This window comes from Candidatus Accumulibacter sp. ACC012 (assembly GCF_907163155.1).
GTDB lineage: Bacteria > Pseudomonadota > Gammaproteobacteria > Burkholderiales > Rhodocyclaceae > Accumulibacter > Accumulibacter delftensis.
In genome coordinates, this window is record NZ_CAJQUC010000018.1 from 1 (window position 1) to 14095 (window position 14095).

General features: G+C 62.1%; 6 protein-coding genes. 5 read left to right on the plus strand and 1 reads right to left on the minus strand.

The features are described 5' to 3' along the window. Nucleotides 1-5808 precede the first annotated feature (5808 nt). Nucleotides 5809-5976 (minus strand): hypothetical protein, encoded by a 168-nt coding sequence (locus QZ648_RS17190; RefSeq protein WP_291997778.1) that lies wholly within the window; start codon nt 5974-5976, stop codon nt 5809-5811. A gap of 3478 nt (nt 5977-9454) precedes the next feature. Here QZ648_RS17190 and QZ648_RS25105 point away from each other — a divergent pair. The 5 genes from QZ648_RS25105 to hemF all read left to right on the plus strand — a co-directional run bounded on the left by QZ648_RS25105 (nt 9455) and on the right by hemF (nt 14054). Then, entirely contained in the window at nt 9455-9709 is a 255-nt protein-coding gene (locus QZ648_RS25105; RefSeq protein ID WP_366144182.1) for a tRNA-dihydrouridine synthase, read from the plus strand. A 53-nt stretch (nt 9710-9762) separates the two neighbouring features. Beyond that, nucleotides 9763-10014, plus strand: a complete 252-nt coding sequence (locus QZ648_RS17195; RefSeq protein WP_169065502.1) for a helix-turn-helix domain-containing protein — start codon at nt 9763-9765, stop codon at nt 10012-10014. Between the two features lie 64 nt (nt 10015-10078). Then, nucleotides 10079-11644, plus strand: coding sequence for a bifunctional phosphoribosylaminoimidazolecarboxamide formyltransferase/IMP cyclohydrolase (gene purH, locus QZ648_RS17200; RefSeq protein ID WP_291997779.1), 1566 nt, complete (start codon nt 10079-10081; stop codon nt 11642-11644). Nucleotides 11645-11785: 141 nt separating this feature from the next. Then, nucleotides 11786-13093: a phosphoribosylamine--glycine ligase gene (purD, locus tag QZ648_RS17205; RefSeq protein WP_291997780.1), complete on the plus strand. Its 1308-nt coding sequence runs from the start codon at nt 11786-11788 to the stop codon at nt 13091-13093. Nucleotides 13094-13136: 43 nt separating this feature from the next. Further along, nucleotides 13137-14054, plus strand: a complete 918-nt coding sequence (gene hemF / locus QZ648_RS17210) for an oxygen-dependent coproporphyrinogen oxidase (protein ID WP_169065505.1) — start codon at nt 13137-13139, stop codon at nt 14052-14054. Nucleotides 14055-14095: the final 41 nt, after the last annotated feature.

The window sequence follows — 14095 nt, forward strand, 5'->3', positions numbered from 1 at the left end:
ACCCCCAGCGATCCCTGTCCGCCACGCGATCATAAAGATACTGCTTCCGCAGGTTCCGACATGGGTCCCCACCACATACCGTCGTTGAGGTCCGAAGTCCTGTGCCCATCCATCAGCCACGTTTGTGAGCAGCGTTGGCTCAAACGGTGGCGTCCATTTCCTTGCAATATTCCATAGTACCTGCAGCGTAAACCTCGAAACCGCTGTCACTACTGGAACCTAGCTTGTGCGTCAGAAAAGCCCGATTTACCGGTGTTGAGCGCAAAGGAAAACCCCGGCGCGTAGAGATCGCCACCCCGAGAAATGACGGTGGCGTCGTTACCGCTTGCCCACCTCATTGTCGTAGTCGAGATGCAAGCGGCCGGTACTCAGACAGTCGTCATTGCCGGGCTTTCAGGTGGTGTAGGTGGCCGAGTTCAAACGGATCTGTCTCAGCCCTGGTTCGAAGTCGATGCGCTGCGCCGTGCCGCGTGCTCCGTTGTCGTGCACCATTGCGCCAGTCGTGATACTTGAGCGTGGTCTGCCCGGGAGCCACGCCTAGAACGGGTGCGGCAAAACCGCTGGTGAATTCTCCCGAGCTTCGGTTGACGCCGTGTCGTGAGCCCCCCGCGCGCCGCCAGATTCCGCGCCCGCCACCGGTCGGGGTGGGCGCCTTGCACGAGATAGGAAGCATCGTCGAAGAAACCAATTGATCTTCGAAGGCCGCATCCCGCGCAGCCTGGTACCCTAACTATCTTCATCACTTCGGCTGAAAGCGCGCACATGCCCGACCTGCCTCGACTTGTCGTCGCCCACGCCATAGGTCGATTCTGTGGCGTCCCATACTGTCGACTTGTCGCAATTGCATTGTCCTGCAGCAATGAGCTCCCGTCGCAATGCCCGATAGCCTCCCCCCCGCGCTCATAAGGTGCCGCTTGGCGGACCTTCGTCTTTCCGTTTCATCTGACTGCGGCCCTGACGCTTTCCGGCTCCAACGGCGCGGGCAGCTGCTTCGGCTGTGCGTGGCCGTCACGGTTCTGGCGCAGCAGGACATCGGCGTTGTGCTCATGGTGTCCGCCGGCGATCGGCGCGTGCGTCGGCTCCCGCTCCGGCCCGGACATCAGCCGCACCCGGCCTCGGGTTCTCCTCGAGCGGCTCGGCCAGGCGTTGATCGTGCTGGCTGATAACCGGCAGCGCTGTTCCGCATCCTGCACGCACGCTGGTTCCGGTGCACCTTCCGCTGCACGTTCCTCCTTGGACGGCCGTGTCAGCGTAGCGACGGTTCGACCGCTGCTGCTTGCTGACTTCGCCGCATCTGGCAGCGGCTCTGCCGTGCTTTCGGCCAGTCACGGGGTTGCGCCTCGATGAGCGGGAGTCAACTCCGCTTGCTCGCCGCTGCACGCTCTTTACCTTCGCCAGCCCGGCCTCGAGCGGCGACGGCGGGTGCCTCTGCCGGCAAGCCAGCAAGCGGATCGACTCGCAGCGCTTGTGTCGGTCTGCGCCTGTGCGAAGCCCAGGCAAGCTGCCGACAAGCGCACTTGCGGACACTGCAGCAAAAGATCATTCCTGAGGTCGGCTTGCGCCGAAAGGGAGACGTCATTCCAGATTTGTCAGTGGAGGCGGATGCGCCGAGTTTCTCGGGTGCCAGCTGGGGGTCATTGGCTTCTTGCCTGTGACGGCGCTTCAAGCCGACCCTGATGGTAAAATCGATCGCACATTTTAGCATCACGTGTCAAGGATACGACATGCCGCGTACCACCCCTGCGCAACTGGCTCGGCCAAGTCTTTCCGTCGCGCCGGCCTTTCCCCGGCTGGATGTGCCCCTCGCAGCGGCCTCGGGCCGACGCCATCTTTCGGCGTTATTGTCCGCGTTCTGCTTCCCGATCAAACGACGGCGCATCGGTCATTGAACGCGCCCCCAGAGAAAGAAACTGCCGCCCCCCCTTTGTCAGGTCGCCGCGCTGTTCGCGTAGGCCGCTGCAGCTCCCGAGGTCCTCGCCAGCAATGTCTACAAGGCTTTCTGCTGGCTCCATCTCGACCTCGGCAGCACCACGTACTGAGCGCCCTGCAGTATAGAACGTGGGCGCCACGAACTCTACGGGCCGATGCCAACGGGCCCTGCTCCGCCATCCACTCGCCAGCCGCCCCCGACGTCCTTCCTGCATACGACCGCGTGCTCCGCATCCTCGAGCTGGCTTTGGTTTTCCCGAGTGTACGCGTGCGCCCTCACACCCGTCGGAGTGGCATCGACAAGGCATCAGGCACTTTGCAACGGGTGTGCGAAGCGATCCTGTGATACCTGCAACCACCACAGGTATAACGGTCCTCGCGACTACCACTCCGCATCTGAATGCCGCGGCGAGTCGACGCCCGCTTTTCTTTCTTCGAACAACCCCGGCTATCGATTTCCAGGGCTGCGGTCTACGTGGTGCCGCTGACCCTACGATCTCGTCTCGCTTTATCGTGACGCTACATCGACTGGATGCTCCTGAAGATCAGGAAGCTCGACTATCTGTGGTCCGCTACTTTGAATGGGCGCGCCAGCCGGACTGCCGGTACAGAGACCGATTTCCCCCACGACTTTTATCGCGACTATGTACGGATGGGCGCGTCAGGCGCCACTCAAGGTGCTCGGCCTCTTTGCCGCCTCTTCCATCGCGACGCAAGAGCGATTACCTGGCGACATGCCGCGCGTGCTGAGCATCTGCGTCGTACCTGCGAGGCGCTACAGCGACTGCCGGCCGCTCGGCCTCGCCTGCTCCTCGACGTGCTCGTAGAATCGCCCGGTCATCGTCGGGCTACAGCTGCTGATGAAGGCCATGATTCTCTCCGCCGCCGGCGGTGACCGCCTGCGGCCGCCTACCGACCATCACCCACCAAACCACTGCTAAATGGCTGGCGCAAAGCGCTGATCGGTCTTGGCTCTGCAAGGCCTGGCAGAGCCGCTGGCGTGAGAGTTGTGATCAACCACGCCCAATCTCGGCGAACAAGCGCCCGCACTGGGCGACGGAGCGATTTTCGGCCTGCGTACGCTTCCACTCCCCCCCCGCCCGAACCTGTCGGACGCTGGAAACCTCCGTGGCATCGCCACGGCCTGCCACTGGCTGGCGAGGAACCTTTCTTGTGGTCAATGGTGACATCTTGGTGCTACTGGGACTTTGCGCAGGCCAGGCGCATCGCCGCGCAGTCGACCAGCGCCGCGCCCACGCTGCTGTCTGGTACATCCACTCACCATCCCGCGCGATTCGTGCTCGACGGGCTGCAGACCTGCCACGGCAGTCGAACGTGCGACGGAGCGCTCACCTACGCCTTCTTGGCGTTTTCTGGCCCGATTTCTTTTCCTCTTGGCGGCCGGCGGTGAGATAAGCTGCCGCCCCTTGGCTTGGACGCCGGTATTGCCGCAGGTAACCGTCACTGGCCAACGCCATAGGCCGCGTGGGTGGACTTTTTTTTGCACCAACGAAGCGCCTTTGCCGAACTCGACCTGGAGCTGGCGCAAAACCGAGAGCCACACAACCCCCCAAAGCGTCGCCACGCGTAACTCGACAGCCTCGGTTACGGCGTCTCTGTCCTGGCCACGACAAACCCGAGCGTCTGCGCAACCGCGACTTCTTCCCCCTTTATCCCCTAACCTTCTTCGACAGCTACTTCTGGTACCGAGCGGCTTTGCGCGATCCCGATGCTGTGATGGGTCGGGGTTTTGGCGGCGAAGCGCGAAACGATTCTCTTCTCCGCGAGAAAATGAGAACGCGAAGCCGGGACGGTTTCCGCTACGGACCTGACGGTGCCTCGCCGCGGGGCCTTCGGCTTTTGGCGAAGCGCACCCGAATCGGACTGTCTTGAGCAAATGCTGCCCCAAGCTGATCGCCAACCGCTCGGCCCTGGTGGCAACTTCGGATGGGTCACGCAGCGAATGGAAGCCGGGCTCATCACCAGCGCGCTGAATACGGTTCCCACTCTAGGGCGCAGTGGGCACGCGCTCGCCCGAGGAAATCGCGCGAACCTGGCGCGGCTTGCTCGACCAATGCGACTGATCTGATGGGCACGAAATCAGCTCATGCGCCGTGCCGCCGACATTGCTTCGGTTCTGGCCGGTCCACGCCGCGCCATGCGTGCCTTGTCACCGGGCATGGCCTGAAGTATCGGAACTCGAAAAGCCGCATTGATTTACGGAAGTTTCGCCGCCGTGCGGTGCCTACGGCCACCCTACACCCGATCGTGAGCCGGCTGCGCCAATGCCTTCATCCTTCCCTAGTCGACAACAACAACTGCTGGCCAGTCCAATCGCTGGTCCTTGATCGAGCCTGCTGCTGATTCGCTGGCTACGCCTCGGACATCACCCGTACTTTCGGTACGCGTACGCGTAGCGCCGCCCAACGCGAGGTCTAGAATTCGTCCTCGCACTCAGCGGCGGCGCTTGCCGCGGTACGCCCGGGTGCTCGTCGCCGCCTATATCACGCTGGCAAGCGCTGCGCGTTCCTGTCACAGGGCTTATCGATCCAAGCTGCTCAGCGGCAGCGTGACGGCGGCATCCCGAGAGGCGAAGCCTACAATCGTGTTCATTCGACCGCACCGTCCAACTGCGCTCTGGTCTCTGGACGTTCACACAGACCCGGCGAATACAAGACTGGCAGCCGCAGACGACTCCGACTGGTCAGGGCCGGGCGTCGCCTGGCATGACCCTGACCGTCGAAGCCGGTCCTCTACTTTGGCCCTTCAGTGCCGTCCCTGAGCATCTGCACGTCATTGGCGTGTCGGCATCGAGGGAGCGACGTCCTGGTTCCCAGCGACGTCGGCCCGCCCTACACCTACGGCCACGAACGGTCGCCTAAATCCGGAGGAAATGATGCCCATGAGTGACACGAAGGATACCTAAAGCACCACCGGCGCCAGCGATGAAGCACGTCGACGTCCGTGCCATCTCGGGCCGGTGCCGGTCGGCATGGCGCTCGCCCTGGCGCTGGGGCGCGGGCCCCGCAGCGCGTACTGCTGCTGCTCGACAGCCGCGCGCGCGTGCTGCTGGTCCGGCGGATCCGCGCGCCTTGGCGCAGCTGGGCGCTGGCATCCGCAGCTCCTCGCACACCTCAGCGCCTGGAACCACCGCTGCGGCTACGGCATCGATAGGGCATCCTCCACGTTGTCGCAGCGCGTGGCTTCGGCCGCGACGCTGACGACGCCAGGGATATGGATTGCCTGCACCGGCTACGGTGCGCTAACCGCGCGATCTCTGCGTGGCAGCACTCGATCTAGCATCGATGCGCACAGCACGCAAAACTACAGCGCCTTTACAGCAGCCGTACCGGTTCTGTGCGAGTCGACCACCGCCAGCGGGTCTGCCTGAGATTACTCTGTCCGAGCCAGGCCGCAGCGCGCCGGCAACACCGGCCGCACCACGCCTTATCCGGGCCATACCTCGTCCCGTCCATCCGAAGTCACTCCCGCCAGTGACTCCCCTGCGGTTGCGCGTTTACGTGTTTTTAAAAAATCGGCAGCACGCCATCGTCGCCGAGGTTTCGCCCGTTCCTGTCCACCAGCATCGGCATGGTAACGCTTCACTCGCCAACTGTCCGCTGGGCTGCTTAAGCCCGCTGTGCCGAGGACTACTCGCTGTTCATTTACCTTAGCCCGGAAAAAGCCGCTCTCTTGCTCGGACCTCGACCGAGGAGGGCTTTCCTCGCCGCCCTTGGAGTCAACATTGCGGATGCCGCCCTCGTTTTCTGTCGCCAGCATCCCGCGCGCCAGCTTTCCCTTTGCTCGTTTCGCGTCCGCTAGCACTGGTCGACCCACGCCAGGTATGATCGGCAACCGCCCGCACAAAGCCTGCACCCGTCATCCGGCCAAGGCTTCAATCTCGGCTTGCGCGACGCCCTGTCGCTGTCGCCGCCGCCGCTTGCCAACGGCCCGCGGCTGACGGCGGGTGTATTTGCCGCCACCCTGACAGCTTTCGCGCAGCGCGCCGCTTGACCGCAAGGGCAGTATCGCTTTCACCGACGTCATCGTGGCTCTTCTTTGGTCAATGAACCTTTCACCCGGCTACGCACGCTCGTGCCTCGGACTGCTGCGTCTCGGACGTCTTGCCACCGTCTACGGGCCACTTCGTTGCATGCAATGAATCCTGGGGCGCCCTCTCCTGGCCCTAGACCTCCCGAGGAACTAGTAGTCGCCGACTGAGCCTCGGCCCGGCCACCGTAGTCAGCAAAGAAAATTCACGTCGCTTCATTTCGCTTTGCGGTGATTCCGCTAGACTTCGTCGCTTCCCAGTCCCTGCATGCCAAAGCGCCCCCTGACGATCCCATGCCGCAAAACCAACTTACCCCACCGCTGATATAGTTCAGGGATACCCCCTGCCGGTCGTCACGGTCAGAGCCTGCGATCCCTGCAACTGGTCGAACTCGGCTTAAGCAGCCAACGCCCTTTCGGTGCGCTCGCTCCCGTTTTTATCGATGGCGATGCGGCGGTGCTCGACTTGTCCCGGATGGCGGCGGTGTCGTCGGCGAAAGGCCAGTTTTTGAAATAGCGTTTTCGTCCCGCGGGCGCGTTAATTTGATGGTGTAACGTGCGCAGCCGACAGCTTCGCCAGAGTGCCCGCACGGTGCGCCTGCCGACCTACGCGCGGCGACCGTGCGGCACGTCCACTGCCGCCGATCTGATGAAGAGCGTTCCAGGCCCTCTCCAACCGCGCGCCGCAATGGCGCAGCAGCCCGCCTCCGCGCCTCCGGCAGCGAAACCCTACCCCTGCCAGTACTTGCCCAGCACCAATTCGCGACAAACCACTGTTCCTCACCCGCCCCTTGCGTTCCGGAGCACCAGATCTATGCTCGTGGTGGCGACCTGGTCGTTCTACTCTGCCGCGTCAACTCTGGTGCCGTAGTGATCGCCGACGGCCACATCCACCTCCTTTTTTTACCGCCCCCCTTGCACGTCGCGCGCTGTCAGTCTCCAGCGGGACACCGAGGCGCGCATTTTCAGCACCCTTTCGAATGCCACTGTTCTCGATTGCGGGCCCTATCGGACTTTCGACAGTCGGCGTTTCCTGCCGACCCTGGCAGCCGACCGTAACAGGTCCAGCTCACTGAAAAATGGCGACAGCTTAGGGAAACTCCATCGTCGAGCCGATCGAGACGTATTAACACTATCAGGCACTGGCAATAGCATTGCAACGACGGCGCCAGTCACAGAACTCCCCACTTCTGCGGGTAGAAGCCCTCTTAACTGCGGTGAAGATCTGTGACACGTCTCGCGTCGTACGCCCGGGCAAGGTTGGGGTCGGCAAGACCACCACCATTCGCCATCTTCGCATCAGGCCTCGCTCTGCTTGGTTACGAAAACTGCGGTCCATTGATTTGACGTCGGCTTGCGCAACCTCGCCCTGATCATGGTGCGAGCGCCGTTGTTTTGGGTCTGGTATGCTGCCGGGGGTTTTGGTGTCAACGTCCTCAACGGCGAGGCAACGCCTCACTCAGGCGCTTGATCAAGGGACAAGCATTGCGAGAACGGCAATCCCTTCGTCTTGCCGCCTTCACAGCTCGCGACAAGGCGCGCTTCATCTAGAAGAAGGAGGGGAGAAGTTCTCAAGGAACTCGAAACACATTGCCTTCGATACGTCATCTGCGATTCACCGTCGTGCATCGAGCGCGCGCAGTTCTTTGCCCTGGCCCTTTGCGGACGAAGCGCTGGTGGTTCAGCACCCCGAGGTTCCTCGGTACCGCCTCCGATCGTATCCTTGGCATCATCCAGCCAAGTCACGCCGCGGCCCTGAGTCGGCGGCTAGCGGTCAAGGATCATCTGCTGATTACGCGCTATTCCGCCCCAAGCGCGTCCGAGGACGGGTAAATGCTCTCGTACAAGACGTGCAGGAATTCTGCCTTGCCGATCATCGGCGTACATTCCCGAGTCCGAGGTGTACTGCCTCGTCAAACGCTGAGCGCACCTGCGATCCACGTGCCGGTAGCGACGTTGCCGGGCGCTTACCTTTGACTTGTTGGGCCGTTTCCTTTTCTCGGCAAACCATCCCCTACTTACGTCGACTACGAGAACCCGCCCTGTTCAAGCGATTTCTTTCGTGGGGGAAATAAGGATTGTCCCCCTGTTCGCTGATCGTCGGCGGCAGCAAGCCCAGGAGGCGTCCCATTGCCAAGAACAGCCTGCCAACTATGATCATTGCCCACGAACGCACGGCAGCAACAACACGCCGGGACTTTCCTGCCAGCCTTGCAGCGGAATTGCTTGGCCGTGATTTCCAAGTACATCTGGTCCGCCACCCCCCGACGACATCAAGGTTTCAAATCGAGAAGTCAGGGAACATGGTAAGTTCTCGAGTGAACATCGTCATGCCGTACACCGCCAGCAAGACCTAGGTGAAGCTCAACGGCCAAGCTGGGAGCCACGGCGCCAGAATGCTAGCCGGAGGCTGCCGCCTCGCACCCCGACAACGGGCTTGGACTACCTTGCTGACGTTCCGCTTGGTGATTGGTCTGCGGGCCACGCGATTCGTGAAACCCTGAGAGTGCCGCTTGGTTGATTGGTTCTGCGGATGCCCCAGCGTAATGCGGTAAACGCCGACCTGATGAATCTCGTCGGCGGGTCCAATATCGTCTGTTTTTCGGGCGCCATCGCGGTAGATTCCGATCTTGCTTTGCGCCCGGCCACCTTCCCGCCATGTGACTGCCTCGGGTTGACGCCTTCGGCAACAACCTGTTATGTCGCGCAGTTGCCGTGTAGCCGCGCGTCGTCGCCTTCCGGCAACTTTTGCAAGAGCCTGGGCGCCGGCCGCGCGGTCTCCGCGCTGGTGACCTCGCCCGGATCGAGAACTCGCTGCTGCTACGGTGCGCGAAGACGAATCGCCGGCGCGCCAAATCATTAAGGCGAAGGTGGGCCCCGATCTCGGTCAGATCGCTTTCGCCGACCCCGCCATGTGATTGCAGCTGGATCATGCCGCCCGCTACAAGACGATCGATCTGCGGAGCACAGAGTCGGTCTCATGCAACATGGGCTCCCCATCCATAGAAAATACTTTCAACTCATGGCCCGCTCGGCCGCTCCGCTCGAGCCGCTGGTGGAAGAGTCCTCGCGGCGGTAGTCAATAATGCTGTTCCGGCGGCAGACTGTACCAAGTTACCCTGAATATCGGCGGAGCCGCGTGGGACAACCAAAAACCGGCACCGCCCTAGCTTCTGAAGACGCCGATAACGTCGTGTATCCGGGCAAAAAACTGTTCGATGCACGGAACAGGACGAACCGCGCCTGTGTCTACAGCGGACACTCCGTGAGTACGACACCATCCGCGCGTGAGGCCGCGGGCCTCCGATTCCGCTGAGTGCGCCAAACGGCTATATCGTCTCACCGTTAACGGCCATTCGTTCTCGACAGCACCGGTGCCGACGCGGTCTGATGATCGTACGCGGTGCGGCCGATAGGCCAGCCCGGGCTGGCTGTTCCGTGAGATCGAGCATTTCCTGAAACCGGCACACATCTGCTGCCGCCCCGAGTCACGGAAATTCATCGCATTCTGCTTGCCCACCTGGAAGACCTTTATCTCTTTTATGGCACAGAGACCGGCGTGCGCATCGCGCGCAAGCATATCTCATGGTACACCAAGGGTCTGGTCGGATCGGCCGCATTCCGCCACATGATGAACCAATTGCCGACCATCGCCCCTGCAGCGGCAAGCGGTCAACGACTTTTTCCTGACGCTCGCCGAGCATCACGAGCACCTGCCCTACGTCAATAGCGATCCGGCCGCGCCGGTGCTAAGCAAACGCCCATTGTGAGGATTCTCGCCGCATGAAGCGACATCACGACGAGGAAGAAGATATTGCCAGTTTCGTCCGCAAGGCACTGGAAAGCTATTTCCTGCACCTTGACGGCGAAAAGCCGGCGCCGGTTTACGAGATGGTGATCAAAAGCGTCGAACGCCCGATGCTCGAAGTCGTTCTCAAGCAGGCCGGCGGCAACCAGACTTTCGCTGCCGAGATACTCGGAATCAACCGCAACACGCTGCGCAAGAAGCTGGTCGATCACCGGCTAATCGCCTGAACGATCATCGCCTGAACGGCCTTCTTGCTCCAATCCTCCTTCCCCTGCCGCAAACCTGCCCACCATGAAAATACGTCAAGCCCTGATCAGCCTCTCCAACAAGAATCATGGCTCTCGAATTTGCCCAGGGCCTGGTCGCCCACGGTGTCAACTGCTATCGACCGGCGGCACGGCAAAAATCCTGCGTGATGCCGGGCTGGAGGTGACCGAGGTCGGTGATTACACGGGCTTTCCGGAAATGCTCGACGGCCGCGTAAAGACACTGCATCCGAAGGTGCACGGCGGCATCCTGGCCCGCCGCGATCTGCCAGAACACCTGACGACCATTGCGCAACATGGCATTCCGACCATCGATCTGGTTTGCGTCAATCTCTATCCTTTCCGGGAAACGATTGCCAAACCCGAGGTGACGCTCGCCGAGGCAATCGAGAACATCGACATCGGCGGCCCGGCAATGCTGCGTTCAGCGGCCAAGAACTACACCGGCGTAGCCGTGGTCACCGATCCTGACGACTACCCGGCGCTGCTCTCGGAAATGGCGGCCAACGAAGGCGGTCTGACGGCGGCCACGCGCTTCGCCCTGGCCAAGAAGGCCTTCGTACACACCGCGCGCTACGACGCGGCAATCGCCAATTGGCTGACTTCTCTCGACGAAAACGAGCAGGTACAAGCCTTTCCCGAGCGCCTGCAACTCGCCTTTGATCGCGGCGAAACGCTGCGTTACGGCGAGAACCCACACCAGCAGGCCGCTTTCTACCGTGATCCAGAACCAGTTTCCGGTTCGATCGCCAACTACCAGCAGCTGCAGGGCAAGGAGCTCTCGTACAACAACATCGCCGACGCCGATGCCGCCTGGGAGTGCGTCAAGAGCTTCGCGACCCCGGCCTGCGTGATTATCAAGCACGCCAATCCCTGCGGCGTCGCGGTCAGCACCGATCTGCTGTCGGCTTACGAAAAAGCTTTCCAGACCGACTCGACGTCGGCTTTTGGCGGCATCATCGCTTTCAACGGCACGGTCGACACCGACGTCATCCTGGCCATGAACTCGCGCAAGCACTTCGTCGAGGTCCTGCTCGCTCCCGCGTTCACGGCTGCGGCCCGGGAACTGCTGTCCGGAAAGCAGAACCTGCGCGTCCTGGAGTTGCCACTGGCCAGGGTCTACCACGGCTTCGAGATGAAGCGCATCGGCGGCGGCCTGCTGCTACAGACGCCCGACAAGTTCAACGTTCAGGCGTCCGACCTCAAAGTCGTCAGCACCCTGGCGCCGAGCGAGTCGCAAATTGAAGACCTGCTTTTTTCCTATCGCGTCGCCAAATTCGTCAAGTCCAATGCCATCGTCTTCTGTGGCCATGGCATGACCCTGGGCGTTGGTGCCGGCCAGATGAGCCGCGTCGACTCGACCCGAATTGCCGTAAGCAAGGCGCAGAGCGCCGGCCTCGATCTGGCCGGCTCGGTGGTCGCTTCGGACGCTTTCTTCCCGTTCCGCGACGGTATCGACGTTCTCGCGGCCGCCGGTGCCAAGGCGGTCATTCAGCCCGGGGGATCGATGCGCGACGAGGAGGTGATTGCCGCCGCCAACGAGCATGGACTGACAATGGTGTTCACCGGCGCCCGCCACTTCCGGCACTGAGCAAATTTCAACGAAGGCGGCGGCAGTGAAGGGTATGCCAGGCTCTTTTGAGCCAACCTGGATATCCGAAGCCAGATGGCAATCGTCCTGCTGCGGACCAGCAGCAGGCCGCCATGACCACTCTGAGGGGAGAGGATTTTTATGAAACTACTGGTCATCGGTTCAGGCGGTCGCGAGCATGCACTCGCCTGGTGTCTGGCGAAGACGCCTGGCCTGCAGAAGGTCTTTGTCGCGCCGGGCAACGCCGGCACGGCTGCGGACCGAGCGCTTGAAAATGTCGCCATCACCGATCTCGACGCCCTCGCCGATTTCGCCGAAGAGCAAAAGGTGTCGCTGACCATCGTCGGCCCCGAAGCGCCCCTGGCTGCCGGTATCGTCAATCTCTTTCGCGCCCGTGGCCTGAAAATCTTCGGCCCAAGCAAGGAAGCCGCGCAGCTCGAAAGCTCGAAGGACTTCGCCAAGCGCTTCATGGCCAGGCACGGCATTCCGACGGCGTGCTTCGCCACCTTTAGCGAGCGCGCTCCGGCGCACGCCTACATAGACCAACAGGGTGCGCCAATCGTCATCAAGGCCGATGGTCTAGCCGCCGGAAAAGGGGTGGTGGTGGCGATGACTCGCGACGAAGCGCACGCCGCGCTTGACCGCATGCTGCCGGCCGAAAGTACGTACGCGCCGACGGGCAGCACGCCAGCGCAGGTGGTCATCGAAGAGTTCCTGGAAGGCGAAGAAGCCAGCTTTATCGTCATGGTCGACGGCAAGGACGTACTGCCACTGGCATCGAGCCAGGACCACAAGCGTATCGGCGACGGCGACAGCGGCCCCAACACCGGCGGCATGGGTGCCTACTCGCCGGCCCTGGTGGTGACGCCAGAGGTTCACGCCAAGGCGATGCGCGAAATCATCCTGCCGACGGTCCGGGGAATGGCTGCCGAGGGCACCCCCTACACCGGTTTCCTCTACGCCGGACTGATGATCGGCAAGGACGGCTCGGTGAAAACGGTGGAGTTCAATTGTCGCCTGGGCGACCCGGAAGCCCAACCCATCCTGATGCGCCTGAAGTCCGACCTGTTCACGCTGCTCGACCACGCGGTCGCCGGCAAACTCGACCAGGTCGAAGCCAGTTGGGATCGCCGCGTGGCACTGGGCGTCGTGCTTGCCGCAGCCAACTACCCGGGTACACCGCGTACAGGGGACGTCATCAGCGGTCTGCCGAAAGTCAGCGAATACAGCGAATACAGCGAAGATAGCGAAGACAGCCACATTTTCCACGGCGGGACGAGCGAACGCGATGGTCAGACGGTCACCGCCGGTGGCCGCGTACTTTGCGTCACGGCGCTCGGCGACAACGTCAAGCGAACGCAGAAACGCGCCTACGACCTGATTGTCGGGATTCACTTCGACGGCATGCAATATCGCCACGACATCGGCCACCGCGCCGTACCGCGATGAGCAATGCAGCAAGGCAGGGCGGCTCGGCCAGCGAAAGCTTGCGATGATCGACACGGCACTCCTGAGGAGCTACTTCACCGGCCTGCAGACGCGCATTGTCGCGGCGCTCGAAGATATCGAGGGCACTCCTGGGCCAGCATTCCGTGCCGATGCCTGGCAAAAAGCGGAGGGCGAACCGCTTGCCGGCAATGGCTGCACCAGCATTATCGAGGCTGGCCGCGTATTCGAGCGCGGTGGGGTTGCCTTCTCGCAGGTCAGCGGTTCCGCGCTACCCGCTTCGGCGACCGCCAAGCGCCCCGAACTGGCCGGTCGCGCTTTTGAAGCCATGGGTGTTTCCCTGGTATTACACCCGGAAAACCCTTACTGCCCGACCGCGCACATGAACGTGCGCGCGCTGGTGGCGAGCAAGGCCGATGCGCCAGCGGTGTGGTGGTTCGGCGGCGGCATGGACCTCACCCCCTACTATCCGGTCAGTGAAGACATCCGGCATTTCCACGCCACCTGCAAGAAAGCCTTGCAGCCTTTCGGCGATGACGTCTACGGCCGGTACAAGAAGTGGTGCGACGAATACTTTTTCCTCAAGCACCGCAAAGAGCCCCGCGGGGTCGGTGGCGTATTCTTCGATGATCTGAGCGAGGGCGGCTTTGAGCGCTGCTTCGCCCTGACACAAGCCGTCGGCGAAGCGTTTACCGAAGCCTACCTGCCGATCATCGACAAGCGCCGGGACCTACCCTACGGTGAACGCGAGCGTGACTTCCAGGCCTATCGGCGCGGGCGCTATGTCGAGTTCAATCTGGTCTGGGACCGCGGCACTCTTTTCGGCTTGCAGTCGGGCGGGCGAACGGAATCCATCCTGATGTCACTGCCGCCGATTGTCAAATGGCGTTACGACTGGCAACCCACCGCCGGCAGCCCGGAGGCCGAACTCTACGAGATGCTGCAACCGCGCGACTGGGCCTAGCTAGCCTAAGGTGCAAGTCGTAGACGCGGTTCACGAACGTC

Coding starts and splice junctions, on each gene's coding strand:
- QZ648_RS17190 (WP_291997778.1), bottom strand. CDS start 5,976: ATGACGTCGGTGAAAGCGATACTGCCCTTGCGGTCAAGCGGCGCGCTG.
- QZ648_RS17195 (WP_169065502.1), top strand. CDS start 9,763: ATGAAGCGACATCACGACGAGGAAGAAGATATTGCCAGTTTCGTCCGC.
- purH (WP_291997779.1), top strand. CDS start 10,079: ATGAAAATACGTCAAGCCCTGATCAGCCTCTCCAACAAGAATCATGGC.
- purD (WP_291997780.1), top strand. CDS start 11,786: ATGAAACTACTGGTCATCGGTTCAGGCGGTCGCGAGCATGCACTCGCC.
- hemF (WP_169065505.1), top strand. CDS start 13,137: ATGATCGACACGGCACTCCTGAGGAGCTACTTCACCGGCCTGCAGACG.